Origin of the sequence: Pseudomonas putida (genome assembly GCF_022627325.1) — a bacterium.
Classification (GTDB): domain Bacteria; phylum Pseudomonadota; class Gammaproteobacteria; order Pseudomonadales; family Pseudomonadaceae; genus Aquipseudomonas; species Aquipseudomonas putida_X.
Genome location: NZ_JAETZZ010000006.1, coordinates 102,299 through 128,520, shown reverse-complemented (window position 1 = coordinate 128,520; position 26,222 = coordinate 102,299). Strand labels below are relative to the sequence as shown.

At 62.2% G+C, this 26,222-nt stretch carries 19 protein-coding genes and 2 pseudogenes; 12 read left to right on the top strand and 9 right to left on the bottom strand.

Going from position 1 to position 26,222, the window contains the following annotated elements:
- Positions 1-71: 71 nt before the first annotated feature.
- A complete protein-coding gene (gene ttgR, locus JNA92_RS11600; protein ID WP_241804791.1) occupies positions 72-704 on the bottom strand; it encodes an efflux transport transcriptional regulator TtgR in 633 nt (210 codons plus the stop codon).
- 256 nt (positions 705-960) lie between these two features.
- Here ttgR and ttgA point away from each other — a divergent pair, with 256 nt between their 5' ends.
- The 5 genes from ttgA (at position 961) to JNA92_RS11575 (ending at position 8,975) form a co-directional block, all read left to right on the top strand.
- Positions 961-2,115, top strand: coding sequence for a toluene efflux RND transporter periplasmic adaptor subunit TtgA (gene ttgA / locus JNA92_RS11595; RefSeq protein ID WP_241804790.1), 1,155 nt, complete (start codon positions 961-963; stop codon positions 2,113-2,115).
- A gap of 3 nt (positions 2,116-2,118) precedes the next feature.
- Entirely contained in the window at positions 2,119-5,271 is a 3,153-nt protein-coding gene (gene ttgB / locus JNA92_RS11590; RefSeq protein ID WP_241804789.1) for a multidrug efflux RND transporter permease subunit TtgB, read from the top strand.
- A complete protein-coding gene (locus tag JNA92_RS11585) occupies positions 5,268-6,722 on the top strand; it encodes an AdeC/AdeK/OprM family multidrug efflux complex outer membrane factor (RefSeq protein WP_241804788.1) in 1,455 nt (484 codons plus the stop codon). Before ttgB ends, JNA92_RS11585 begins: the two co-directional genes overlap by 4 nt.
- A 332-nt stretch (positions 6,723-7,054) precedes the next feature.
- The gene (locus JNA92_RS11580; protein WP_241804787.1) at positions 7,055-8,308 is read left to right on the top strand and encodes an OprD family porin; all 1,254 of its coding nucleotides are present in this window, start codon (positions 7,055-7,057) and stop codon (positions 8,306-8,308) included.
- A 154-nt stretch (positions 8,309-8,462) separates the two neighbouring features.
- Positions 8,463-8,975 carry a DUF962 domain-containing protein gene (locus JNA92_RS11575; RefSeq protein WP_241804786.1) on the top strand — a complete coding sequence of 171 codons (513 nt, stop codon included), beginning with the start codon at positions 8,463-8,465 and terminating at the stop codon, positions 8,973-8,975.
- A 34-nt stretch (positions 8,976-9,009) separates the two neighbouring features.
- Here JNA92_RS11575 and pcaC read toward each other — a convergent pair whose 3' ends face one another.
- The 7 genes and pseudogenes from pcaC to pcaR form a co-directional block, all read right to left on the bottom strand.
- Positions 9,010-9,408 carry a 4-carboxymuconolactone decarboxylase gene (pcaC, locus tag JNA92_RS11570; RefSeq protein ID WP_241804785.1) on the bottom strand — a complete coding sequence of 133 codons (399 nt, stop codon included), beginning with the start codon at positions 9,406-9,408 and terminating at the stop codon, positions 9,010-9,012.
- Between the two features lie 10 nt (positions 9,409-9,418).
- The gene (pcaD, locus tag JNA92_RS11565) at positions 9,419-10,210 is read right to left on the bottom strand and encodes a 3-oxoadipate enol-lactonase (protein ID WP_241804784.1); all 792 of its coding nucleotides are present in this window, start codon (positions 10,208-10,210) and stop codon (positions 9,419-9,421) included.
- Between the two features lie 11 nt (positions 10,211-10,221).
- Entirely contained in the window at positions 10,222-11,574 is a 1,353-nt protein-coding gene (locus JNA92_RS11560) for a 3-carboxy-cis,cis-muconate cycloisomerase (protein WP_241804783.1), read from the bottom strand.
- 9 nt (positions 11,575-11,583) lie between these two features.
- Positions 11,584-12,873, bottom strand: a complete 1,290-nt coding sequence (locus tag JNA92_RS11555; protein WP_241804782.1) for an MFS family transporter — start codon at positions 12,871-12,873, stop codon at positions 11,584-11,586.
- Between the two features lie 188 nt (positions 12,874-13,061).
- Positions 13,062-14,267: a 3-oxoadipyl-CoA thiolase gene (gene pcaF / locus JNA92_RS11550; protein ID WP_241804781.1), complete on the bottom strand. Its 1,206-nt coding sequence runs from the start codon at positions 14,265-14,267 to the stop codon at positions 13,062-13,064.
- A 220-nt stretch (positions 14,268-14,487) separates the two neighbouring features.
- Positions 14,488-15,831, bottom strand: coding sequence for an MFS transporter (locus JNA92_RS11545; RefSeq protein WP_241804780.1), 1,344 nt, complete (start codon positions 15,829-15,831; stop codon positions 14,488-14,490).
- A 325-nt stretch (positions 15,832-16,156) separates the two neighbouring features.
- Positions 16,157-16,982, bottom strand: a pseudogene (gene pcaR, locus JNA92_RS11540) (pca regulon transcriptional regulator PcaR); the annotation flags it as partial.
- A gap of 516 nt (positions 16,983-17,498) precedes the next feature.
- Here pcaR and JNA92_RS11535 point away from each other — a divergent pair.
- Together JNA92_RS11535 and JNA92_RS11530 are read left to right on the top strand one after the other, a co-directional pair.
- On the top strand, positions 17,499-17,699 hold the full coding sequence (locus tag JNA92_RS11535) for a hypothetical protein (RefSeq protein ID WP_012312935.1): 201 nt from the start codon (positions 17,499-17,501) through the stop codon (positions 17,697-17,699).
- A gap of 317 nt (positions 17,700-18,016) precedes the next feature.
- On the top strand, positions 18,017-19,489 hold the full coding sequence (locus JNA92_RS11530) for an inorganic phosphate transporter (RefSeq protein ID WP_241804778.1): 1,473 nt from the start codon (positions 18,017-18,019) through the stop codon (positions 19,487-19,489).
- A 107-nt stretch (positions 19,490-19,596) separates the two neighbouring features.
- Here the strand turns inward: JNA92_RS11530 and JNA92_RS11525 are convergent, their stop codons facing one another.
- The gene (locus tag JNA92_RS11525; protein ID WP_241804777.1) at positions 19,597-21,072 is read right to left on the bottom strand and encodes a helicase HerA-like domain-containing protein; all 1,476 of its coding nucleotides are present in this window, start codon (positions 21,070-21,072) and stop codon (positions 19,597-19,599) included.
- Between the two features lie 165 nt (positions 21,073-21,237).
- On the opposite strand from JNA92_RS11525, the pseudogene JNA92_RS26070 reads away from it, so the two are divergent.
- The 5 genes and pseudogenes from JNA92_RS26070 to JNA92_RS11505 form a co-directional block, all read left to right on the top strand.
- Positions 21,238-22,254: pseudogene (locus JNA92_RS26070) on the top strand (cache domain-containing protein); the annotation flags it as partial.
- A 93-nt stretch (positions 22,255-22,347) separates the two neighbouring features.
- Positions 22,348-23,112 (top strand): methyl-accepting chemotaxis protein, encoded by a 765-nt coding sequence (locus JNA92_RS26065; RefSeq protein WP_372490470.1) that lies wholly within the window; start codon positions 22,348-22,350, stop codon positions 23,110-23,112.
- 194 nt (positions 23,113-23,306) lie between these two features.
- Complete coding sequence (locus tag JNA92_RS11515) at positions 23,307-24,428, top strand: glycosyltransferase family 4 protein (RefSeq protein ID WP_241804775.1); 1,122 nt, start codon at positions 23,307-23,309, stop codon at positions 24,426-24,428.
- On the top strand, positions 24,421-25,185 hold the full coding sequence (locus JNA92_RS11510) for a DUF2334 domain-containing protein (RefSeq protein ID WP_241804774.1): 765 nt from the start codon (positions 24,421-24,423) through the stop codon (positions 25,183-25,185). Before JNA92_RS11515 ends, JNA92_RS11510 begins: the two co-directional genes overlap by 8 nt.
- Positions 25,182-26,174: a lysylphosphatidylglycerol synthase transmembrane domain-containing protein gene (locus JNA92_RS11505; protein WP_241804773.1), complete on the top strand. Its 993-nt coding sequence runs from the start codon at positions 25,182-25,184 to the stop codon at positions 26,172-26,174. Before JNA92_RS11510 ends, JNA92_RS11505 begins: the two co-directional genes overlap by 4 nt.
- Positions 26,175-26,222 lie beyond the last annotated feature (48 nt).

The following is a 26,222-nucleotide window of genomic DNA, read 5'->3' as shown; positions in this document are numbered from 1 at the left end:
GCACACCTTGAAGGTATTAATCATCCCTTAATACTCAGGGAAAACACTCCCTCACAATCCTTAACAAAGTGTCATTTGCGCAACGCCGGGCTCCAGCGCAGCATATCCAGCCCGGTGTCCACCCATTTATCGGCATCGCGCAACAGATCGAAGCTGTCTGGCAGGAGCAACCAGCGCCCGATCAGGCCATCGACATAGGCAAACAGGGCCACGGCCGCTCGCTCCACATCCAGCCCGGCCGGCAACTGTTCACGGCGTACGGCATTGGCCAACGCCAAGGTAATACCTTCGTGGCAATCCAGCACCGCGCCTTGGCGCTGCTGGCGAATTTCACACATGTCATCGGTGAACTCGCACTTGTGATGCAAGATCTCATTGATACGCCGGGTCCGGGCGTCGAGCACCAGCTCGTTGAACACTTGCAACAGCAGCTTGCGCATGCAGCCGAGAGGGTCCAGCTCGTCCTCGCTTTCACTGGCCCGCGCCAAATGGTCATGGGTTTCGTGCAGGCTGTCGAGCAGCGCCTGCACCAACTCCGCCTTGTTGTTGAAATGCCAGTAGATGGCACCGCGGGTCACGCCCGCCAGCTCGGCGATGTCAGCAAGGGTGGTTCGCGCAACCCCACGCTTGTAGAAAGCCTTTTCCGCCGCCTCGATGATCTGAGTTCGGGTTTCCTGGGCTTCTTCTTTGGTTCGACGGACCATGGCAGTACAACCTCATCTGGGCCCACAGGCACGCTGCCGGTGGGGAATCCGCCGGGGTCACCTCTGAAGGGCGCCTCCGGATGGGCTAATCAAGGGGCCGGATAGTAGCCAAGTACCACCCTACGGTATTTACAAACAACCATGAATGTAAGTATATTCGTTAGTAAGCTATTTATCCAACCTGATAGCATTTTTTCTGACAAGACTCTTCCATTACTCTTGAGCGTCTCCCTGCTCTAGCGACCCGAGGATCCTCATGCAATTCAAGCCAGCCGTTACCGCTCTGGTTTCCGCCGTCGCCCTGGCAACTCTGCTAAGTGGCTGTAAGAAAGAAGAAGCCGCGCCCGCAGCACAGGCTCCTCTGGTCGGCGTCGTGACAATCCAGCCCCAGGCCTTCACCTTGACCTCCGAGCTGCCGGGGCGTACCAGCGCCTATCGCGTTGCCGAAGTGCGCCCCCAGGTCAATGGCATCATTCTCAAGCGCCTGTTCAAGGAAGGCAGCGACGTCAAGGCCGGTCAGCAGCTGTACCAGATCGACCCTGCCGTCTACGAGGCGACCCTGGCCAACGCCCAGGCCAACCTGCAGGCTACCCGTTCGCTGGCCGAGCGCTACAAGCAGCTGATCGACGAACAGGCGGTGTCCAAGCAGGAATACGACGACGCCAATGCCAAACGATTGCAGGCCGAGGCCGCGCTCAAGAGCGCCCAGATCGATCTGCGCTATACCAAGGTACTGGCGCCGATCAGTGGCCGCATCGGTCGCTCGTCGTTCACCGAAGGTGCGCTGGTGAGCAATGGCCAGACCAATGCCATGGCTACCATCCAGCAACTCGACCCGATCTACGTCGATGTCACGCAGTCCACCGCCGAGTTGCTCAAACTGCGTCGTGACCTGGAAAGTGGCCAGCTGCAGAAGTCCGGCGACAACGCCGCCTCCGTCCAGCTGGTGCTTGAAGACGGCAGCCTGTTCAAGCAGGAAGGTCGCCTGGAGTTCTCCGAAGTGGCGGTCGACGAGACCACAGGTTCGGTGACGCTGCGCGCCATCTTCCCCAACCCTGACCACACCCTGCTGCCCGGCATGTTCGTGCACGCGCGGCTCAAGGCCGGGGTCAACAGCAATGCCATCCTGGCCCCGCAGCAAGGCGTGACCCGTGACCTCAAGGGTGCACCCACTGCGCTGGTAGTCAACCAGCAGAACAAGGTCGAACTGCGCCAGCTCAAGGCCAGCCGCACCCTGGGCAGCGATTGGCTGATCGAAGAAGGCCTGAACCCGGGCGACCGCCTGATCACCGAAGGCCTGCAGTACGTGCGCCCAGGTGTCGAGGTCAAGGTCAGCGATGCCACCAACGTCAAGAAACCGGGCAGCCCTGATCAGGCCAGCGCGGCCAAAGCAGACGCCAAAGCGGAGTAAACCATGTCGAAGTTCTTTATCGATCGCCCGATCTTCGCCTGGGTGATCGCCTTGGTGATCATGCTCGTCGGCGCTTTGTCGATCCTGAAGCTGCCGATCAACCAGTACCCGAGCATCGCGCCGCCGGCTATCGCCATCTCCGTGACCTACCCGGGCGCCTCGGCGCAAACCGTGCAGGACACCGTGGTGCAGGTGATCGAGCAGCAGCTCAACGGCATCGACAACCTGCGTTATGTGTCCTCGGAGAGCAACTCCGACGGCAGCATGACCATCACCGCCACCTTCGAGCAGGGCACCAACCCTGATACCGCGCAGGTTCAGGTACAGAACAAGCTGAACCTGGCCACCCCACTGCTGCCGCAGGAAGTGCAGCAGCAAGGTATCCGCGTCACCAAGGCAGTGAAGAACTTCCTGATGGTGATCGGCCTGGTGTCCGAAGACGGCAGCATGACCAAGGATGACCTTGCCAACTACATCGTTTCCAACATGCAGGACTCGATTTCGCGTACGGCAGGTGTGGGTGACTTCCAGGTATTCGGTGCACAGTACGCAATGCGTATCTGGCTCGATCCGGCCAAGCTGAACAAGTTCCAGCTGACCCCGGTCGACGTCAAGAATGCGGTCGCCGCGCAGAACGTGCAGGTCTCCTCCGGCCAGCTCGGCGGCCTGCCTGCGATGCCGGGCACCCAGCTGAACGCCACCATCATCGGCAAGACCCGCCTGCAGACCGCCGAGCAGTTCGAGAAGATCCTGCTCAAGGTCAACAGCGACGGTTCGCAGGTGCGCCTGAGTGATGTTGCCCAGGTCGGCCTGGGTGGCGAAAACTACGCCATCAGCGCCCAGTTCAACGGCAAGCCGGCCTCGGGCCTTGCGGTCAAGCTGGCAACCGGTGCCAACGCCCTGGATACCGCCACGGCCTTGCGCAAGACCATCAGCGAGCTGGAGCCGTTCTTCCCGCCAGGGGTGAAGGCGGTATTCCCGTATGACACCACACCGGTGGTCACCGAATCGATCAGCGGGGTTATCCACACCCTGATCGAAGCCGTGGTCCTGGTATTCCTGGTAATGTACCTGTTCCTGCAGAACTTCCGCGCCACCATCATTACCACCATGACCGTACCGGTGGTATTGCTGGGCACCTTCGGCATCCTTGCCGCAGCGGGCTTCAGCATCAACACCCTGACCATGTTCGCCATGGTTCTGGCCATTGGCTTGTTGGTGGACGACGCCATCGTCGTGGTGGAGAACGTCGAACGGGTCATGTCCGAGGAAGGCTTGCCGCCCAAAGAGGCAACCAAGCGGTCGATGGAGCAGATCCAGGGCGCGCTGGTGGGCATCGCCCTGGTACTGTCGGCAGTACTGCTGCCGATGGCCTTCTTCGGCGGCTCCACGGGGGTGATCTACCGGCAATTCTCCATCACCATCGTCTCGGCCATGGGCCTGTCGGTGCTGGTGGCGCTGATCTTCACCCCGGCCCTGTGCGCCACCATGCTCAAGCCACTCAAAAAGGGCGAGCACCATGTAGCCAAAGGTGGCTTCTTCGGCTGGTTCAACCGTAACTTCGACCGCGGCGTGACCGGCTACGAGCGCAGCGTGGGCACCATCCTGCGCAACAAGGTGCCGTTCCTGCTGGGCTATGTCTTGATTGTCGTCGGCATGATCTGGCTGTTCACCCGCATCCCTACCGCGTTCCTGCCAGAGGAAGACCAGGGCGTACTGTTCGCCCAGGTACAGACCCCGGCCGGTTCCAGTGCCGAGCGCACCCAGGTGGTGATCGACAACATGCGTGATTACCTGCTCAAGGACGAAGCCGATACCGTGTCGTCGGTGTTCACCGTCAACGGCTTCAACTTTGCCGGTCGCGGGCAAAGCTCGGGCATGGCGTTCATCATGCTCAAGCCATGGGACGAGCGCACCAAGGAGAACAGCGTGTTCGGCCTGGCCGAGCGTGCCCAGCAGCACTTCTTCAGCTTCCGTGATGCGATGGTGTTCGCCTTCGCGCCGCCTGCGGTAATGGAACTGGGTAACGCCACCGGCTTCGACGTATTCCTTCAGGACCGTGGGGGCGTCGGCCATGCAAAACTGATGGAAGCGCGCAACCAGTTCCTGGCCAAGGCTGGCCAGAGCAAGGTGCTCAGCGGCGTGCGCCCGAACGGCCTGAACGATGAGCCGCAGTACCAGCTGACCATCGATGACGAACGTGCCAGCGCCCTGGGCGTGACCATCTCCGACATCAACAACACCCTGTCGATTGCCTTGGGTGCCAGCTACGTCAACGACTTCATCGACCGCGGCCGGGTCAAGAAGGTGTACATCCAGGGCGAAGCGAACGCCCGGATGAGCCCGGAAGACCTGCAGAAGTGGTACGTGCGCAACGGCGAAGGCGAGATGGTGCCGTTCTCGTCCTTCGCCACCGGCGAGTGGACCTACGGTTCGCCCAAGCTCTCGCGCTACAACGGTGTCGAGGCGATGGAAATCCTCGGTGCCCCGGCCCCAGGCTACAGTACCGGTGAAGCCATGGCCGAGGTGGAGCGTATCGCTGGCGAACTGCCGGACGGTATCGGCTACTCCTGGACCGGCATGTCCTACGAGGAAAAACTCTCCGGCTCGCAGATGCCGGCACTGTTCGCCCTCTCGATCCTGTTCGTGTTCCTGTGCCTGGCTGCACTGTATGAAAGCTGGTCGATCCCGATCGCCGTCGTGCTTGTCGTTCCACTGGGCATCATCGGTGCGCTGATCGCCACCAGCCTGCGCGGCCTGTCCAATGACGTGTACTTCCTGGTCGGCCTGCTGACTACCATCGGCCTGGCGGCGAAGAACGCGATCCTGATCGTGGAATTCGCCAAGGAACTGCACGAGCAAGGCAAGAGCCTGTTTGACGCAGCGATCGAGGCATGCCGCATGCGTCTTCGCCCGATCATCATGACTTCGCTGGCATTCATCCTGGGCGTGGTACCGTTGACCATTTCCAGCGGCGCGGGCGCGGGCAGCCAGCATGCCATCGGTACTGGGGTAATTGGCGGCATGATCAGTGCGACCGTGCTGGCCATCTTCTGGGTACCGCTGTTCTTCGTCGCAGTGTCGTCGCTGTTCGGCAGCAAAAAGCCGGAAAAGGACGCCACCCCTGAAACTCCACGTTATGAGGCTGGGCAATGACCAAGTCTTTGTTGTCCCTTGCGGTAACCGCTTTCATTCTCGGCGGCTGCTCGCTGATCCCTGACTACCAGACCCCGGAAGCACCGGTGGCTGCGCAGTGGCCGCAAGGCCCTGCGTACTCGCCGACCGAGTCGGCCGATGTGGCCGCCGCCGAACAGGGCTGGCGCCAGTTCTTCCACGACCCGGCACTGCAGCAGTTGATCCAGACTTCGCTGGTCAACAACCGCGACCTGCGCGTGGCGGCGCTGAACCTCGATGCCTACCGTGCGCAGTACCGCATCCAGCGCGCTGACCTGTTCCCGGCGGTTTCGGCCACTGGTAGCGGCAGCCGCCAGCGCGTCCCGGCTGACCTGTCGACCACCGGCGAAGCCAACATCACCAGCCAGTACTCGGCCACCCTGGGTGTCAGCGCCTATGAGCTGGACCTGTTCGGCCGCGTACGCAGCCTGACCGAGCAGGCTCTGGAAACCTACCTGTCCAGTGAGCAGGCGCGTCGCTCCACGCAGATCGCCCTGGTGGCCAGCGTGGCCAACGCCTACTACACCTGGCAGGCCGACCAGGCGCTGTTCAAGCTGACCGAAGAAACGCTCAAGACCTACGAAGAAAGCTACAACCTGACCCGCCGCAGCAACGAAGTCGGTGTGGCGTCGGCGCTCGACCTCAGCCAGGCGCGCACCGCTGTGGAAGGGGCACGGGTCAAGTACTCGCAATACCAGCGCCTGGTAGCCCAGGACCTCAACAGCCTGGCTGTGCTGGTGGGTACCGGCATCCCGGCCAACCTGCCCAAGCCGCTGGAGCTCGATGCCGACCAGCTGGCGGAAGTGCCGGCTGGCCTGCCGTCGGACCTTCTTCAGCGCCGCCCGGACATTCAGGAAGCCGAACACCTGCTCAAGGCCGCCAATGCCAACATTGGCGCAGCGCGAGCAGCGTTCTTCCCGAGCATCAGCCTGACCGCCAACGCGGGCACCCTGAGCCCGGACATGGACGGGCTGTTCAAGGGTGGTTCGGGGACCTGGCTGTTCCAGCCGCAGATCAACCTGCCGATCTTCAACGCCGGCAGCCTGAAGGCCAGCCTGGACTATTCGAAGATCCAGAAGGACATCAACGTCGCCAAGTATGAAAAGACCATCCAGACCGCCTTCCAGGAAGTCTCCGATGGCCTGGCGGCGCGCAAGACCTTCGAAGAGCAGTTGCAGGCGCAACGTGACCTGGTGCAAGCGAACCAGGATTACTACCGCCTGGCCGAACGCCGTTACCGCATCGGCATCGACAGCAACCTGACCTTCCTCGATGCCCAGCGCAACCTGTTCAGTGCACAGCAGTCACTGATCACCGATCGCCTGTCGCAGCTGACCAGCGAGGTCAACCTGTACAAAGCGCTCGGCGGTGGCTGGTATGAGAAGACTGGCCAGGCCAATCAGCAGGCATCGGCGGCAACACCGAAGAGCTGAGTGCTCGGGTTGAAAGCACCAAGCCCATCCCTGGCGGTGGTGCAAGTCAGTCCGGCGTATTGGGGCCGCTTTGCGGCCCTGAAAACGCTTACTGGCTGGCATGACTTCCAGGGATGTTTTTACATCACCACGCTGCCTGACAAATAATTAACCACCTGGAACATTCCGTTCGATTATCGCCCGCTTCCGCTTGCGGCGAATTGCCTCACCGCTGCCCTCCCCCGCACCATCCTCCCCAGCAACACGTTGCCAATTTGACAGAAAAGACCCGCCCTGCAGGCCGCACGCTGCAGCGCACCGGTTCGCCAATAAAAACAAGAGATCCACGACAGATGAGCATTTCGCACCCCGCACGCCAGCTGCTGCCCGGCCTGTTGGCCATCTCCTGCGCCCTCCCCGCATTGGCCGCCGAAGGTGGTTTCATGGAGGACGCCAAGGCCACCCTCAACCTGCGCAACTTTTACATCAACCGCAACTTCGTCGACCCGGCGCACTCCCAAGCCAAGGGCGAGGAATGGACACAGAGTTTCATCCTCGATGCCCGCTCCGGCTTCACTCAGGGCGTCGTAGGCTTCGGCGTGGATGTGCTGGGCATGTACTCGGTCAAGCTCGACGGCGGCAAAGGCACCACCAACACCAACCTGCTACCGGTCCACGATGACGGCCGGCCTGCCGACGACTTCGGCCGCCTGGGCGTTGCGCTGAAAGCCAAGCTGTCGCAGACCGAGCTGAAAGTAGGCGAATGGATGCCCGTGCTGCCGATCCTGCGCTCGGATGACGGCCGGTCGCTGCCGCAGACCTTCCGTGGCGGCCAACTCACCTCGAAAGAGATCGAGGGCCTGACCCTGTACGCAGGTCAGTTCCGCGCCAACAGCCCACGCAACGACGCCAGCATGGAAGACATGTCGCTCAACGGCCGAGCGGCGTTCACCTCCGATCGTTTCAACTTTGGCGGTGGCGAATACACCTTCAACGACAAGCGCACGATGATCGGCGTGTGGGATGCCCAGCTCAAGGACATCTACCGTCAGCAGTACATCAACCTGGTACATAGCCAGCCGCTGGGCGAATGGACCCTGGGCGCCAACCTCGGCTACTTCATCGGCAAGGAAGACGGCGCCGAACGTGCAGGCCAGCTCGACAACCGCACTGCCTCGGCGATGCTCTCTGCACGCTACAAGGGCAACACCTTCTACGTCGGCCTGCAGAAAGTCAGTGGCGACGATGCCTGGTTGCGGGTCAACGGCACCAGCGGTGGCACCCTGGCCAACGACAGCTACAACTCCAGCTTCGACAATGCCAAGGAACGGTCCTGGCAGGTGCGCCATGACTTCAACTTCGTCAGCGTCGGTATCCCCGGGCTGACCCTGATGAACCGCTACATCAAAGGTGACAATGTCACCTCTGGCAGCATCGACGACGGCAAGGAATGGGCGCGGGAAACCGAACTGGCCTACGTGGTGCAGTCGGGGTCCTTCAAGGATCTTTCTGTGAAATGGCGCAACTCCACCATGCGCAGGGACTTCAGCACCAACGCGTTCGATGAGAACCGGTTGATCGTCAGCTATCCGTTGAGCCTGTTGTGATCCCCCGGCCATCTGCCATGCGCAGTGCCACCATTCGCTAAGCTGATGATGGTGGTGCGCCACAGGCTATGCTGAGCATCATGAGTGGCCTGTGCCCCCACCACGGCGGCACAGGCTACCCCCATGCAGGCAGGCCACCGAGGGAGGAACGACAATGAAAAACCTCGTCGAACACCTGAGCCAGTACGCAAGCTACCACCGCGACCCACGCAATATCGCTACCCACTTCGTCGGCATTCCGCTGATCGTGCTGGCAGTGACCATCCTGCTGTCGCGCCCAGGCTGGGACGTGGCCGGGGTGTGGCTGTCCCCTGCCCTGCTGGCCGCTGCGGCGTCGGTGTGGTTCTACCTGCGCCTGGACCTGCGTTTCGGCTTGGTGATGGGCTTGCTGCTGGGGCTGTGCCTATGGGTTGGCCAGGCATTGGCGCTGCAAAGCACCGCGCTGTGGCTCAGTGCTGGGGCAGGAGCGTTCGTGCTGGGCTGGATCATCCAGTTCGTCGGGCATTACTACGAAGGCCGCAAGCCTGCGTTCGTCGACGATATCAGTGGGCTGATCATAGGGCCGCTGTTCGTGGTGGCAGAAGCGGCATTCATGCTGGGCATGTGCCCGGCGCTCAAGCAGGCTGTGGAGGCCAATGCCGGGCCGGTGGCGCTGCGCTCTGTGTAGGCGCGACCCAAGGCCGCCCCTACAGGCGTGAGCTTCACGGCTGTTGACGAGACTCTACACCCAGCTCATCCCACACCGACTCTGCCAGGTGGAAGGTGGCATTGGCCGCCGGGATACCACAGTAGATAGCGCTCTGCATCAGCACTTCCTTGATCTCATCACGGGTCACGCCGTTGTTGGCCGCTGCGCGCAGGTGCAACTTGAGCTCATCGTTGCGGTTCATGCCGATCAGCATCGCGATGGTGATCAGGCTGCGCGTATGCCGTGGCAGGCCCGGGCGGGTCCAGATATCACCCCAGGCATGGCGGGTGATCATTTCCTGGAACTCGCCATTGAAGTCGTTGAGTTTTTCCAGGCTGCGATCTACATGGGCATCGCCCAGTACCGCGCGGCGTACTTGCATGCCGGCGTCGTAGCGTTGTTTCTCATCCATGGCAGAGTCCTCAGCGAGCCAGCAGGAAGTCAAGTACGCGAAGGCTGAACGCCTCGCCGATCTCGACGTTGGACAGGTGCGCTGCCGGGAATTCGGCATAGGTGGCACCGATGATCGCGGCCTGCATGAAGCGGCCATGTTCCGGCGTGGTCACCACGTCCTCGGTACCGGCGACAACCAGCGTAGGCACCTGGATACGGCCGAGTTGTTCACGGTAATCGGCATCGCGTACCGCCGCACAGTTGGCGGCATAGCCCTGTGGAGAGGTCTGCGCGAGCATCTGGCAGATGCGCTGCGCCTGCTCAGGTTGAGCCTGGGCAAAAGCGGGGGTGAACCAGCGAGCGATCGAGGCGTCGCGCAGGTCGGCCATGGCTTGCTGCCCGCCTTTGAGCACCATGTCGATGCGGGTATTCCACACCTCGTCATTGGCGATCTTGGCAGCGGTATTGCACAGGGTCAGGCTGTGCAGGCGCTCGCCTGCATTGATCCCCAGCCACTGGCCGATCAGGCCACCCATGGACAGGCCGACGAAGTGGGCATGGGCGATATCCAGCGCATCGAGCAGCGCCAGCACATCACCGCCCAGTTGCTCGATGCTGTAGGGGCCCTCGGTGACCAGCGAAGCGCCGTGACCGCGGGTGTCGTAACGCAGTACACGGAAATGCTCGCTCCACAGCGGAATCTGGCTGTCCCACATGCCCAGGTCGGTCCCCAGGGAGTTGGACAGCACCAGCACCGGGGCATCATCCGGGCCATCGAGTCGATAGTTCAGTACGCCATCGGCCAGTTGCAAATGCGCCACAGCGGTCTCCTTCAGGCAGTGAAACGTTGATGTTCAGCCACGGCGCGCGCCACCCAGACGCGGGCCTGACCAAGGTAATGGGCAGGGTCGAGCAGACGGTCGAGTTCCTGTTCGGTCAGTTCGGCAGTCACCTGCGGCTCGTCGCCCAGCACAGCGCGCAAATGGCGCTGTTCGGCGACTGCGCGCTGGCAGCATTGCTCGAGCAAGTGATGGGCGCGGTCGCGGCCGAGGCGCTGGGCCAGAACGATGCTCACCGCCTCGGCCAGCACCAGGCCCTGGGTCAGGTCGAGGTTACGGCGCATGCGCTCGGCGTCCACCTCCATGCCTTCGACGATCACCTGGGCCTGGCGCAAGGCGCCTGAAACCAGGCAGCAGATCTCCGGCAGTGTTTCCCACTCGGCATGCCACAGGCCGAGGCTGCGCTCGTGCTCCTGGGGCATGGCTGCGTAAAGCGTCGATAGCAGCCCCGGAACCCGGGTGGCAGCACCGATCAGGACTGCCGCGCCCACCGGGTTGCGCTTGTGCGGCATGGTCGACGACCCACCCTTGCCAGGCGCGGAAGGCTCGAACACCTCACCCGCCTCGGTCTGCATCAGCAGGCTGACATCGCGGCCCAGCTTGCCGAGGCTACCGGCAACAAGGCCCAGCACCGAGGCGAACTCCACCAGGCGGTCGCGCTGGGTGTGCCAGGGTTGCTCGGGCAAGGTCAGTTTCAACTGTGCAGCCAGGCCCTCGGCGACCGGCATAGCTTTGCTGCCCAAGGCCGCCAGGCTGCCGGAGGCGCCACCGAACTGCAGTACCAGCAAGCGCGGACGCAGCTCCTGCAGCCGTTGACGGTGGCGGGTAACGGCGCCCAGGATGCCGGCCAGTTTCATGCCCAGGGTCACCGGGGTGGCGTGCTGCAGCCAGGTACGCCCCACCAGTGGTGTGTCGGCGTGCTGCAGGGCCTGGCGCGACAAGGTTTCGGCCAGCGCTGCGAGGTCGGCCTCGATCAGCCCCAGTGCATCACGCAACTGCAGCACCAGCCCGGTATCCATCGCATCCTGGCTGGTGGCGCCCAAGTGCACATAGCGCTCGGCCTCGGGAACACCACTGGCGACCACCTTGCCCAGCGCCTTGACCAGCGGGATTGCCGAGTTGCCTGCCGTGGCGATGGTATCGGCAAGCGCACGAACGTCATAGCGCTCGGCCTGGCAGGCTGTCTCGATGGCCGCAACCGCGCTGAGCGGCACCAGGCCGGCAGCGGCCTCGGCACGGGCCAGGGCAGCTTCGAAATCGAGCATGCCTTGCAGGCGGCCGCGGTCAGAGAAGATCTCGCGCATGGCCGGGGCGGTGAAATAGGCGTCGAACAGTAGGTTGCTCATGCAACGTCCTTAATCATCATGGTGCAGATACGCCGCCTGTTTCGGCAGACGCAGGCTGAACAGGAACGCGATGGCCATCATCGCCGTCACGTACCAGTAAAAGGTGTTCTCCATCCCCAGGCTTTTCAAGCCCAGGGCCACGTACTCGGCCGAGCCGCCGAACATCGCGTTGGCTACCGCGTAAGCCAGGCCCACACCCAACGCACGCACCTGCGGCGGGAACATCTCGGCCTTCACCAGGCCACTGATCGAGGTGTAGAAACTGACGATGCACAGTGCCAGGGTCACCAGCACGAAGGCCATGAACGGGCTGCTGACGGTTTTCAGCGCCATCAGCAACGGCACGGTGAACAACGTGCCCAAGGCACCGAACAGCAGCATCGAGTTACGTCGGCCGATACGGTCGGAAAGCATGCCGAAGAACGGCTGCATCACCATGTACAGGAACAAGGCACCGGTCATCACGAAACTGGCGTTCTTGGCGCTCATGCCCGCGGTGTTGACCAGGTACTTCTGCATGTACGTCGTGAAGGTATAGAAGATCAGCGAGCCACCGGCGGTATAGCCGAGCACGGTGATGAAGGCCGCCGTGTGGTTGCGGAACAGGCCTTTGATGGAACCTGCATCCTTGTCCTTGCGGGTTTCGGCATTGCTGGTCTCGTGCAGCGAGCGGCGCAGCATCAGCGAGATCAGCGCGGCGATGGAACCGACCACGAACGGGATGCGCCAGCCCCAGGCACGCAATTCTTCTTCGGTCAGCATTTGTTGGAGGATCACCACCACTAGCACGGCAAGCAGTTGGCCACCGATCAGCGTGACGTACTGGAACGATGCGAAGAAACCGCGCTGGCCACGCAGCGCCACCTCACTCATGTAGGTCGCGGTGGTGCCGTACTCGCCGCCGACCGACAGGCCCTGAATCAAACGGGCGAGCAACAGCAATGCCGGAGCCCAGGTGCCAATGCTCGAGTAGGTAGGCAAACAGGCAATCATCAAGGAGCCGAAACACATCATCAGCACCGAGATCATCAGGGAATTCTTGCGGCCATGGCGGTCCGCCAGGCGACCGAAGATCCAGCCACCGATAGGCCGCATCAAGAAGCCAGCGGCAAACACACCCGCGGTATTGAGCAATTGAACGGTGGGGTCGTCAGAGGGGAAGAAGGCCGGGGCAAAATAGATTGCACAGAAGGCGTAGACATAGAAGTCGAACCATTCCACCAGGTTGCCTGAAGAGGCACCGACGATGGCGAAGATGCGCTTGCTGCGCTCTTCACCGGTGTAGTAGGTTGAGGTCATGACGGCTTTACTCCTGGAGTGTCCTAGGTAGGTCTAGACATACTTAGTAACACACTCGTTCCGCTTCCGGGCTGGCTATTGGCCTTGTGTCGCATAAGTCCGGCCCCTTCGCGGGCCAAGCCCGCCCTCACATGGGAGGCGTGGTCCCCTGTGAGAACGGGCTTGGCCCGCGAAGGGGCCGGAACAGGTCAAACCCGCTCGATGGCCAGCGCCAGGCCTTGGCCAACACCGACACACATGGTCGCCAAGCCCTTGCGCCCGCCGCTTTTTTCCAGTTGATGCAGCGCAGTCAGTACCAGGCGCGCACCGCTCATGCCCAGCGGGTGGCCCAGGGCAATGGCACCGCCGTTAGGGTTCACCTGCGGTGCATCATCGGCCACACCCAGCTCACGCAGCACCGCCAGGCCTTGGCTGGCGAACGCTTCGTTGAGCTCGATGACGTCGAAATCGCTCATGGCCACACCCAGGCGCTCGGTCAGCTTGCGCACTGCGGGTACCGGGCCGATGCCCATCACCCGGGGCGCCACACCGCCGCTGGCCATGCCCAGAACACGGGCACGCGGGGTCAGGCCGTGCTTCTTCACCGCCTCAGCCGAGGCCAGGATCAGTGCAGCAGCACCGTCGTTGACGCCCGAGGCATTACCAGCGGTGACGGTCTTGTCCGGGCCGTTGACCGGCTTGAGCTTGGTCAGTGCTTCGAGGGTGGTTTCCGGGCGCAGGTGCTCGTCGCGCTCGACGATGGTTTCGCCCTTCTTGTGGGCGATACGCACAGGCACGATTTCTTCGGCGAAGAAGCCCGCCGCCTGGGCTGCAGCGGCCTTCTGCTGGCTGCGCAGGGCGAATGCATCCTGATCGGCACGCGAAACCTGGTAATCGTCTGCGACGTTATCAGCGGTTTCAGGCATGGAATCCACACCGTACTGGCGCTTCATCAGCGGGTTGATGAAGCGCCAACCGATGGTGGTGTCCTCAAGCTTCATGTTGCGCGAGTAAGCGCTCTCGGCTTTGCCCATGACAAAAGGCGCGCGCGACATGGACTCGACACCGCCGGCAATGGCCAGCTCCATCTCGCCGCTGGCGATGGCACGGAATGCAGTACCGATGGCGTCCATACCCGAGGCGCACAGGCGGTTCAGGGTCACGCCCGGGATAGTCTCGGGAAGGCCCGCCAGCAGCAGGGCCATGCGCGCCACGTTGCGGTTATCTTCACCGGCCTGGTTGGCACAGCCAAAGAACACTTCGTCGACCTGATCCCACTTCACACCCGGGTTGCGCTCGATCAGCGCCTTGAGCGGTACAGCGGCCAGATCATCGGCACGCACGCCAGCGAGGGCGCCGCCGAAGCGGCCGATCGGGGTGCGAATAGCGTCACAGATAAATACGTCGCGCATCAAGCTTCTCCTGCCAGTGGGCCACGGGCCTCGGCGGTGCGGGGTTCAAAGTCACGCAGCGCACCCCGCTGGACCTCGGTTCAGGGTGCTACGTTGAGCCCAGATTAAGGAGAGTGGTGGGTCGCTGACAATCCGATAATCGACTATTAGTGCGGTTATCGAACATTTTGTCATCCAACCCACCCTCTCTTGTGGGGCCGCAACGCGGCCCGCAAGCGCAGGCTCAGGTCGCGTCGGCGTGGCTTACCAGGCCTTTCACGATCACGCCTACCGTCGCAAGTGCAGCTGGCACCAGCAGTGCCGTCAGCACCTGCTCGAAGTTCCAGCCCAGGCCAAGCAGGGTCGCGCCACTCCAGGCGCCGAGAATCGCGCCAAAGCGGCCGATACCGAGCATCCAGGAAACACCGGTGGCACGTGCCTGGGTCGGATAGAACCGCGCCGCCAGCGAAGGCATGGCCGATTGCGCGCCGTTCACACACATCCCGGCTACCAGCACCAGCGTGGCAAGCACGGCAATGTTGCCCAGGCTCTGCCCCACTGCATAAGCGAACACGCCCGCCAGCAAGTAGAAGATACCGATGACCTTGTGCGGGTTGAAACGGTCCATGGCCCAGCCTACTGCCACGGCGCTGAGTACACCACCGAACTGGAACAGCGCGCCGATGAACGCAGCCTGCTCCATGCTTGCGCCGCTGTCACGCATCAGCGTCGGCAGCCAGCTGGTGAGCAGGTAGACGATGACCAGGCCCATGAAGTAGGTCAGCCACAGCAGCATCGTGCCCAGGCCATAGGTGCCGGAGAAGATCACTGCGAACACGTTGCGCGCCGCCACAACCTTCTGTTCCGGCACACTGAAGCTGCCGGCCTGCGCGACAACGGCCGGTGCGATCGGCGCCAGGGTCTTGCGCACCTTGTCGGTACCGCGGTTGCGCACCACCAGGAAGCGTGCCGACTCAGGTAGCCAGACCATCAGCACCACAACCAGCAGCAGTGGCAGCACACCACCCACTACCAGCAGGCTATGCCAGCCGTAGGCCGGGATCATCTTCGCGGAGATGAACCCACCACCGGCCATGCCCAGGTTGAAACCGCAGAACATGCTGGTCACCAACAGTGACTTGAGGCGCTCCGGGGTATATTCGGAAAGCAGCGTGGTGGCATTGGGCATGCCGGCGCCCAGGCCGAGGCCGGTCAGAAAGCGCAGCATCAGCAACTGGTCGACGTTGCTGGCGTAGGCCGAGGCCAGGCTGAAACCACCGAACACCAATACCGCACCCACCAGCACGACCTTGCGGCCAAAGCGGTCGGCCAGCGGCCCTGAACCCAAGGCGCCGAACACCATCCCGATCAAGGCGGCGCTCATCACCGGGCCAAGGCTGGCGCGGTCGATGCCCCACTCCTGGGACAATGCCGGAGCGATGAAGCCCATGGCCGCCGTGTCCAGGCCATCGAGGAAGACAATCAGGAAGCAAAGGATCACTACACGCCACTGATAGCGCGACAGCGGTTGTTCGTTGATGAAAGACTGAACGTCGAGGCAGTTCCCGACAGGTTGTGGCTTGTTCATTGTTGTTATCCAGAAATTGAGCACAGTCGAGCCACTGCACGAGGGCGACAGGTACAGGGTTCAAAGTCGAGGGAGTTCGGCCTGAGTCAGCCTGGATACAACGCAACTGCGTGCGGGTGCGGCCGCAGCAGCGAAGTGACAGTGGTCATGATGTGCGCCTCTTGTGTTTTTCTTGTTCGGTCGGCACAGCCGACCGCTGCGGGAGACATTAATCAGCCAATGCAGGGCGCGCAATTCGTCCAGAGCGACACTGTGCGTTTATCGAACAGGAAACGGTTGGCATGTTCGATAACGGTGCACAGCGGCGCGTTGGGCGGGGGTTGTTTCAACCAAACAACTGGTGGCAAAGATCGCGACTGGACGCCAACAGGATCGGCAAGAAGCGCTGCTCCAGTTCGCTTCGGCTCACACGCCCCACATGGGTGCTGACATTCAACGCCGCAAGCACCTGCCCGGAAGCATCGTAAATCGGTACGGCGATCGAACGCAGGCCCTGCTCCAGTTCCTGATCGACCACGCACCAGCCCTGCTCACGCACCTGCTGGATGCACGCGAACAGCGACTCCGGATCATGCAAGGTACGGCTGGTTCGGGCCTTGAGGTCGGCGCGGTCGAGATACTCGCGCAAGCTGGTGTCATCCATGGCGGCCAAGAGAATGCGCCCCATCGACGTGCAGTAGGCCGGCAGCCGTCCACCGACCGACAGATCGACCGATATCAGCCGCTCGACAGTGGCCGAACGGGCTATATAAAGGATGTCGTCGCCTTCGAGGGTGGCCATGTTGGCCGCTTCGTGCAACTGATCGCTGATGCGGTCCAGGTAAGGCTGGGCGGACACCGCCAGGGGCGTTGACGAAAGGTAGGCATGGCCAAGCGTCAGCACCTTGGGCAGCAGCGAATAGGTACGCCCGTCGGTCGTGGCGTAGCCGAGCTTGATCAAGGTATGCAGACAACGACGCACCGCCGCTCGCGGGATCTCGGTGCGGTGGCTGATCTGAGCGATGGTCAGGTGGCGCTTGCGCTCCTGGAATGCCTGGATCACGGCAAGCCCCCGCGCCAGCGAGGTCATGAAGTCCGGATCACCGGTAAATGCCTGAATACGCTTGGCTGGCGAGGCCACGATTGGCGGCGCCAAGGCAGGGGTGCTCTGGCGTGCCGACTCAGGGCTGGCAGATTCGTTGGCCGGGATTTCGTCACTCATCGCTCACCTCAAAAAATTCGCTGCTTCGTGCGATTATCGAACAAGCGGCCGATAATCGCAATTGACCGCTGACACGTTTGCTTATACCTTTCTACTGCCACTTGTGGCTTCTTTGGAGAGACTGGTCAGGTACCCACCGTAGAAGTCCCCAGGCAGCGGCCTCGCCTTTGTGCGAGGCCGTTTTTATTTCCCTGCTGGCACCCGAACAGCAGCGAACTTTCCATGCACCGGCCGTTCAAACTTTGCACAAGCAGCCATTACCCGCAACTTGAACAAAGGGTTGTAGGCGCTGGGTAAATTACGCTGGCTGGCGTTTTATCGATTGCTATAATCCAACCGGCTGGCCCGGTTCGATATTCGGGCAAGGCACTTACCGCCTACCTTTATCCGACGACCAGCACGCCCAGTGCATGGGCAACGTGCATGTGCACGCATTACCGGCCACTTTTTACATTCAGGTACTACTGTGACGAAAGATGAACTGCGCGCGGAACTGGAGCGCCAGGCTGAACGTTACAAGGAAGTTTACGGTGGTGAAGTCACCACTTACGCCGCTCAACCGGAACCGGAGCGCAAACCTTGGCGCAAGCGGGCCACGGTCCAGGACCAGGCCTTCAACCAGGAACTGGAAAAGATGGAGAAAGAGTTGCGCAACGAAGACACCTGAGCCATTTGCCGCAGGCAATCGCATTCGCGGTCAGGGGCGGCGCTCGGGACATAGATCGTTACCGAACAGCCACTCATGAAATGGAATTACACAAATTTCATACAGCCGTTTGAATCCTGAATGGCGAGTCCATTTTGTAGGAATACCCTGGATTTCGGCGCTTTTTGTGATTTTTAGCGGAGCTTTCTGCGCTTTACGCCGTGGGTAATGACGCTAGGGGGGCGCGCAAAAGGCTGCCATCGGTCAGCTGCGGGTGCATCGATTGCAAAGGTTTTCTGGCATAATCCCGCCCCCCAAATGACCGCCAGACAACCTTCATGATCGATTTATTCAGCGGACTGGATGCCTGGGTATTGGTGAGCCTGCTGCTCGCCCTGACCTTCGTGCTCGCATTCGAGTTCATCAATGGCTTTCATGACACCGCCAACGCGGTAGCCACCGTCATCTATACCAAAGCCATGCCACCACACCTGGCCGTGTTCTTCTCCGGGGTGTTCAACTTCCTTGGCGTTCTGCTGGGCGGTGTCGGGGTGGCTTACGCCATCGTTCACCTGCTGCCGGTCGAGCTGCTGATCAATGTGAACACCGGGCATGGCCTGGCCATGGTCTTCTCGTTGCTGGCTGCGGCCATCACCTGGAACCTGGGCACCTGGTATTTCGGCATCCCGGCCTCGAGCTCGCACACCTTGATCGGTTCGATCCTGGGCGTGGGCCTGGCCAATGCCCTGATCAGCGACATTCCCTTGGGTGACGGCGTCAACTGGCAGAAGGCGATCGACATCGCCATGTCGTTGGTCATTTCGCCCATGGCTGGCTTCGCTGTCGCTGCGCTGTTGCTGCTCGGCCTGAAATGGTGGCGCCCGCTGTCGAAGATGCACAAGACACCAGAGCAACGCCGCAAGCTCGACGACAAGAAGCACCCACCCTTCTGGAACCGCCTGGTGCTGGTGATTTCGGCCATGGGCGTGAGCTTCGTACACGGCTCCAACGACGGCCAGAAGGGCATCGGCCTGATCATGCTGGTGCTGATCGGCATTGTTCCGGCCAAGTTCGTACTCGACCTGAACAGCACCACTTACCAGATCGAACGCACCCGCGACGCAACGATGCACCTTAGCCAGTTCTACCAGCGCAACGCCGCCACACTTGGCGAGTTCCTGGCACTGGGCAAGGCGCAGGCCAGCGACCTTCCGGAGCAGTTCAGCTGCAACCCGCAGCAGACCGAACCTACCATCGCGGCATTGCAATCCTCGCTTCAGGGCGTTACCGATTACCGTGCCCTTGACGCCGAAAAGCGTGTGGAAGTGCGCCGCTACCTGCTGTGCCTGGATGATACGGCGAAGAAGGTTGGCAAGCTGCCAGGGCTGGAGGCGCGTGAAAAGTCCGACCTCGACAAGTTGCGCAAAGACCTCACCGCCACCACCGAATATGCCCCGTTCTGGGTAATCGTTGCCGTCGCCCTGGCGCTGGGCCTGGGGACCATGGTCGGCTGGAAACGCGTTGTACTGACCGTAGGCGAGAAGATCGGCAAACAGGGCATGACCTATGCCCAGGGCATGTCGGCGCAGATCACCGCAGCCTGCGCCATTGGCATGGCCAACGTGTTCGCCCTGCCGGTTTCGACGACCCATGTGTTGTCGTCCGGTGTGGCCGGCACCATGGTTGCCAACAAGAGTGGCCTGCAAGGCGGCACGGTGAAAACCATCCTGCTGGCCTGGGTATTGACCCTGCCTGCGACGATGGGCCTTGCGGCTGGCTTGTTCTGGCTGGCATCCAAGGCAATCGGCTGAACCTTGGCAGTGCAGTGAAAAGGGCCGCTCTGCGGCCCCTTTTACCCGGGCTGACCAACACCAACCCTCAAGCGGCTTTTAATGCACAGAAGCCAGCATCACCACCGCTAACGCTTCTTGCCCCCGAGCAACGACCCCATCAACCCCCGCACCAGTTGGCGCCCTAACTGATTGGCCGCCTGACGCACAGCCGACTTGATCGCCTGCCCTGCGGCGCTCTGCAAGAAGTCCCCAGCCTTGTCCACCAAGCTGTCTTCATCCGCCTGGGGCGCCGGTACCGGCTCCGCCGGCTCGCCTTTGCGCCGGGCCAGCATTTCATACGCCGACTCACGGTCGATCGGCTTGTCATAGCGCCCCGCCAACGGCGACCCGGCTATCAGCGCACTACGCTCGCCCGCACTCAACGGCCCGATTCGCGATTGCGGCGGCGCGATCAGTACTCGCTGCACCATCGCCGGCGTCCCCCGGTCTTCAAGCGTCCCCACCAGCGCCTCGCCAATCCCAAGCTCGGTCAGCACTGCCAGAGTGTCGAATGCCGGGTTCGGGCGAAAGCCGTCTGCCACGGCCCGCAGCGACTTCTGCTCCTTGGCGGTAAACGCCCGTAACCCATGCTGTATACGCAACCCCAATTGGGCCAGCACGCTGTCGGGCAGATCGCCCGGCGACTGGGTGACAAAGAACACCCCCACGCCCTTGGAGCGGATGAGCCGAACCACCTGTTCCAATCGATCCTGCAGCGCTTTCGGGGTGCCGTTGAACAGTAGATGGGCTTCGTCGAAAAACAGCGCAAGCACCGGCTTGTCGGCATCGCCTCGCTCCGGCAACTGCTCGAACAGTTCGGCCAACAGCCACAGCAGGAAGGTGGCGTAGACCTTCGGCGCCTCATGCACCAAGCGGCTGGCATCGAGCAGGTGGATTCGCCCACGACCATCAGCGTCCGTGCGCAGCAGGTCCTCCAGTTGCAATGCCGGCTCACCGAACAGCGCCTCGGCGCCCTGCTGCTCCAACGTTGCCAAACGACGCAACAATGCCTGGGTCGAACCGGTGGTCATCAGTGCACTGTCTTCGCCCAGCAACTGGGGATTGTCTTTAAGGTGTGCCAGCAGCGCTTTGAGGTCCTTGAGATCGAGCAGCAGCAAACCGTCACGGTCGGCCACCTTGAATGCGGCATACAACGCTGCCTGCTGGCTGTCGGTCAGTTCAAGCAGGTTGCCAAGCAACAGCGGCCCCATCTCGCTCAGGGTGGTGCGCAGCGGGTGGCCGGACTGCCCGGCGATATCCCAAAGGCTCAACGGGTACGCTTGCGCCCGGTACCCCAGCCAAGGCATGCCGGCAATGCGCTCGGCCACCTTGCCCTGGGGCGCTGCCGCCGCACCGACACCACACAGGTCACCTTTGACATCGGCCGCGAACACCGCCACACCGGCATCACTGAACGCTTCCGCCAGGTGTTGCAAGGTCACGGTCTTGCCGGTACCGGTGGCACCGGCGACCAGGCCATGGCGGTTAGCCAGGCGCATGGCTTGGGTCACAGGCTGGCCATCCGGGCCAGCACCTACAACTATCGTCGAGTTTTCCGACATCTTTTTAATCCCCTGCTCAAGCTCGACCACCCATCAGCCGATAGCTCTGGATGATATTCGCCTTTGAAGACAGAACACCCCTGAAAGGACTTACGGGATGTTGCACTGTTTTAAGCGGTACTCGTGCGAACGCCCGATAAAAACCTTAGCGGAACCGATCACGCCATGAACAAAAGCCTTCGTTTCAGCCACAAGATTCTTTTGGCCGCATCACTGATCGTGATACTCGCCTTCAGCCTGTTCACCCTCTACAACGACTATCTCCAGCGTAATGCCATCCGTGAAAACCTGGAGAATTATCTGGCTGAAATGGGCGCCTCCACTTCGAACAACATTCGCAACCTGTTCGAAGGCCGGATAACGCTGGTTGAAAACCTGGCGCAGAACATCGCCCAGCAACCTGCCAGCGCAGAAACGCTGATGGGCCAGAGCGCCCTGACTTCAAGCTTTTTGACCGTCTACCTGGGCAAGGTCGATGGCGGCTTCAGCGTGCGCCCCGACTCGAAGATGCCGGATGGTTACGACCCCCGCACCCGCCCCTGGTACAAGGATGGCATGAGCGCCACAGGCGCCATCCTCACCGAGCCCTACATCGACATGACCACCAACCAGATGGTCATCGGCATCCTCAGCAAAGTGTCCGCGGGTGTGGGCGTGGTCGGCGGCGACCTGGCGCTGGACGGCCTGGTGCAGATCATCAACTCGCTGAATTTTGGCGGCATGGGCTACGCCTTCCTGGTCAACGACCAAGGCAAGATTCTGGTGCACCCTGACAAGGCACTGGTCATGAAATCGTTGTCGGACCTGTTCCCGCAGCACACGCCGAAACTGACTGGCGAGCTGACTGAAATCGAAGCCGATGGCCAGACCCGCCTGCTGACCTTCACCCCGATCAAGGGCCTGCCATCGGCCAACTGGTACATCGGCCTGTCCGTGGACAAGGACAAAGCCTTTGCCATGCTCAGCAACTTCCGTACTTCGGCAGTGATCGCCACGGTGGTAGCGGTCGTGATCATCATCGGTTTGCTGGGCCTGCTGATCCGCGTGCTGATGCAGCCGTTGCTCACCATGACCCGCGCCATGGAGGACATTGCCGAAGGTGAAGGCGACCTGACCAAACGCTTGAAAATTCACCAGCAGGATGAGTTCGGCATCCTCGGCACTGCCTTCAACCGCTTCGTCGAGCGCATCCACGGCTCGATCCGCGAGGTGTCCTCGGCCACCGAGCAGGTCAACGAGGTGGCGCTGCGCGTGATCAGCGCCTCCAACTCGTCGATGACCAACTCCGACGAGCAGTCCAACCGCACCAACAGCGTTGCCGCGGCCATCAATGAACTGGGTGCCGCCGCCCAGGAAATCGCCGGCAATGCCGCCCAGGCTTCGCAGCATGCAAGTTCTGCACGGCTGCTGGCAGAAGAAGGTCAGCAGGTAGTGACGCGCAATATCGAGGCGATGAATCGCCTGTCGGACCTGATCGTCACGTCCAGCGCGCACATCGAAACGCTCAACAGCAAGACGGTGAACATCGGCCAGATCCTCGAAGTGATCACCAGCATCTCCCAGCAGACCAACCTGCTGGCGCTGAACGCTGCCATCGAAGCCGCACGGGCGGGTGAAGCCGGGCGTGGTTTTGCCGTGGTCGCCGACGAAGTCCGCAATCTGGCGCACCGTACCCAAGAGTCGGCGCAACAGGTCCAGGCGATGATCGAGGAGCTGCAGGTCGGTGCCCGTGAGTCGGTGGACACCATGGGCCAGAGCCAGCGCCACAGCCAGGACAGCATGGCGATCGCCAACCAGGCGGGTGAGCGCCTGGACAGCGTGACTGTACGCATCGGTGAAATCGACGGCATGAACCAGTCGGTGGCAACTGCAACCGAAGAGCAAACAGCGGTGGTCGACTCGATCAACATGGACATCAATGAGATCAACATGCTCAACCAGGAAGGCGTGGAGAACCTCCAGGCCACCCTGCGAGCGTGCTCGGACCTCGAACAACAGGCCACCCGCCTCAAGCACCTGGTAGGCAGCTTCCGCATCTAAGCGGCAAGCGGCAAGCTGCAAGCTGCAAGTAAAAGCGGGCCATGCGCCCTCTCGCTTGTAGCTTGCCGCTTGCAGCTTGCAGCTGCAGCTCCCAACCCAACCGAACAAACTATCCTTCAGGTAGGTCAATCTTTAGGCGCGTCATCGTCGGCCTGTTACAGCCCGATGACGGACCAAAAGTCGATCCCGGAGGGATGCTGATCGTGCACATCGCTGACATCACCATGTTCTACGCCCCGGCCAGCGGGGGCGTACGTACCTATCTTGATGCCAAACACCACCGTCTCGACGCCATTGAGGGCGTACGCCACAGCCTGTTGATTCCCGGGGCCAGTGCTCGCCAGGAAGACGGCATCTATCAAGTTCCGGCGCCGCCCCTGCCCTTTGGCAAAGGCTACCGCTTCCCCGTGCGCCTTGCTCCCTGGTGCAATGTGCTGCGCGGCCTCAAGCCCGACCTCATCGAAGTGGGTGACCCGTACCTGACCGCCTGGGCCGCCCTCGAGGCGCGCCGCCAGCTCGATGTCCCCGTGATCGGCTTCTATCACTCCGACTTGCCACTGCTGGTCAGCAACCGCATGGGCAACTGGTTCACGCCGAATGTAGAAGCCTATGTCAGCAAGCTGTACGGCAATTTCGACCGAGTGCTGGCGCCCAGCCAGGTGATGGCCGACAAACTTCGCCGCCTGGGCGTGCGCGATGTGCATGTGCAGCGCCTGGGCGTGGACTTGGCCACGTTCAACCCGCAACACCGTGACCCACAACTGCGCGCCGAACTGGGTATCCCCGATACCAGCCGCCTGCTGGTCTTCGCTGGCCGTGGCTCGCGGGAAAAAAACCTGCCCGTACTGCTCGATTGCATACAGCGCCTTGGCCGCCCTTACCACCTGCTGCTGGTAGGCTCGAACATGCCAAGCAACGTCCCTGACAACGTCAGTGTGATCAATCGATTCTGCGCGCCGCAGGACGTCGCCCGGCTCGTGGCCAGCGCCGACCTGCTGGTGCATGCCGGCGACCAGGAAACCTTCGGCCTGGTCATCCTTGAAGCCATGGCCAGCGCCACGCCCGTGGTGGCCGTGCACGCCGGGGCCTTCGGCGAGATCGTCAATGAGCAGTGCGGGCGCCTGTGCCGGGCAAACGACGGCCTGGCCATGGCCACCGCGGTGCGTGAGGTGTTCGAAGCCGGCGTGCGCAAGCTCGGGGCCCAGGCCCGCAGCCATGTGGAGCAGCATTATTCATGGGACAATGTCGTCGCCGGCCTGCTGCAGCACTATCAGGCGGTGCTTGGCCATCAACCGCAGGTACGCGCCCATGCTTGAGACCAGCGCCGCGCCGGGCAGCCTGATGCTTGTGCTGCATGACATGGCGCCTGAGACCTGGCCGGATTACCAGCCCTTCGTCGAGGCCGTCGACGAAATGGGCCATGTGCCCATGACCTGGCTGGTAGTGCCGAACTTCCATCACCGCAACCCGCTGGCAGGCTCACCCGCATTCTGCCGCCTGCTCGAACGACGCCTGGCGCGTGGCGACGAACTGGCGCTGCATGGCTTGTATCACGCCGACGACGGGCCAGCGCCACGCAGCCTGCGTGACTACTTCATGCGCCGCCTGTACACCCATGAAGGGGAGTTCTATGCCTTGAACCAGGCGCAGGCCATGCAACGCCTGGAGGCCGGCCTTGAAGTCTTCGACCGGCAAGGCTGGCCCGTGGCAGGCTTCGTCGCCCCAGCCTGGCTGATGAGCCAAGGCACCCGCCAGGCCTTGAGCCAATTGCCGTTGCGCTACACCAGCACCCCGCAGCACCTTTATCGTTTACCCGACTTCACCGCGTTCAATGCCCCGGGCCTGGTCTGGAGTGCCCGCAGCGCCTGGCGTCGTGGTGTGTCGCAGGTGGTCTGTGACTGGCAGTGCAGGCGCTGGCGCAACGCTGAGACCCTGCGCCTTGGGCTGCACCCCGTGGACATGCGCCACCGCGCCTCACGAGATTACTGGCTGCGCACGCTGGACAAGCTGCTGATGCAAGGGCGCGCCCCCCTGACCAAGTCGGCCTGGCTACAGCGCCAGGCAGTAGGATGAACCGTCTGGGCTGGCTGGCCATGGCGCTGGTGATGGCCATGGTGATACCGGCCCTGCTGGGGGGCAGCGACCTGCTGCCCAGGCTCAAGGCCTTCGACCCCGCACTGCTGCTGACCCTGCTGGGCATGATCCTGATGTGCTGGGTAATCAATGCCGTGCGCTTGCGCCTGCTGCTTGGCCAGCAGGGAGCAAAGCTTGGCCACGTGCGCAGCCTCGGCGTGGTGATGGCCACCGAATTCGCCATTTGCACCACCCCAGGCGGCAGCGGCGGGCCGTTGACACTCATGGCCCTGCTGGCCCGTGACCGTATCGGCCCGGCACGCAGCGGCGCGGTGTTTGCCATGGACCAGTTGAATGATCTGCTGTTCTTCTTCTGCGCCATGTTGGCAATCGCCGGTTACGCACTGTTCCACAGCCTTGGCCGCAGCCAGCAGAGCATGTTGCTGGGCAGTGCCCTACTGCTGTGCTCGGCACTGGCGGCAATCGTGGCGCTGCTACGGTACCGACGGACGGTGATGCGCCTGAATGGGCGGCTGCTGCAGCGCATGGGGGTGGCGCCTGCGCGCAAACGGCGCTGGGCGCGCAAGCTGTTGCACTTCATCGATGCCTTGGCGCAGACCTGGCAGCTGCCAAAAAGCACACTGGCACTGGTGTTCACCCTCACCTGCGCGCATTGGAGCCTGCGCTACAGCGTGCTGTACCTGGTCTTGCAAGGCTTGGGTGTGGAGTTGTCGTGGATTCCGAGCTTCCTGGTACAGATGCTCTCGCTCAGTGCCGGGCAGTTCAGCCTGCTGCCGGGCGGCGCCGGGGCGGCCGAGCTGACCTCGGCGAGCCTGTTGACGCCTTTGGTGGGCAGTTCCACCGCGGCTGCGGCGATCCTGATCTGGCGTGCGGTCACTTACTACTTTTATCTGCTGGCCGGGGGGCCGGTGTTTGTCTGCCTGCTGGCGCGTCCCCTGCTGGAGCGCTGGCGGCGTCAGACGGGTTGAGCTGGCGCCAGAGCTCAGCGGCACCGGGGAAATCAGTGCCGTCCTGTT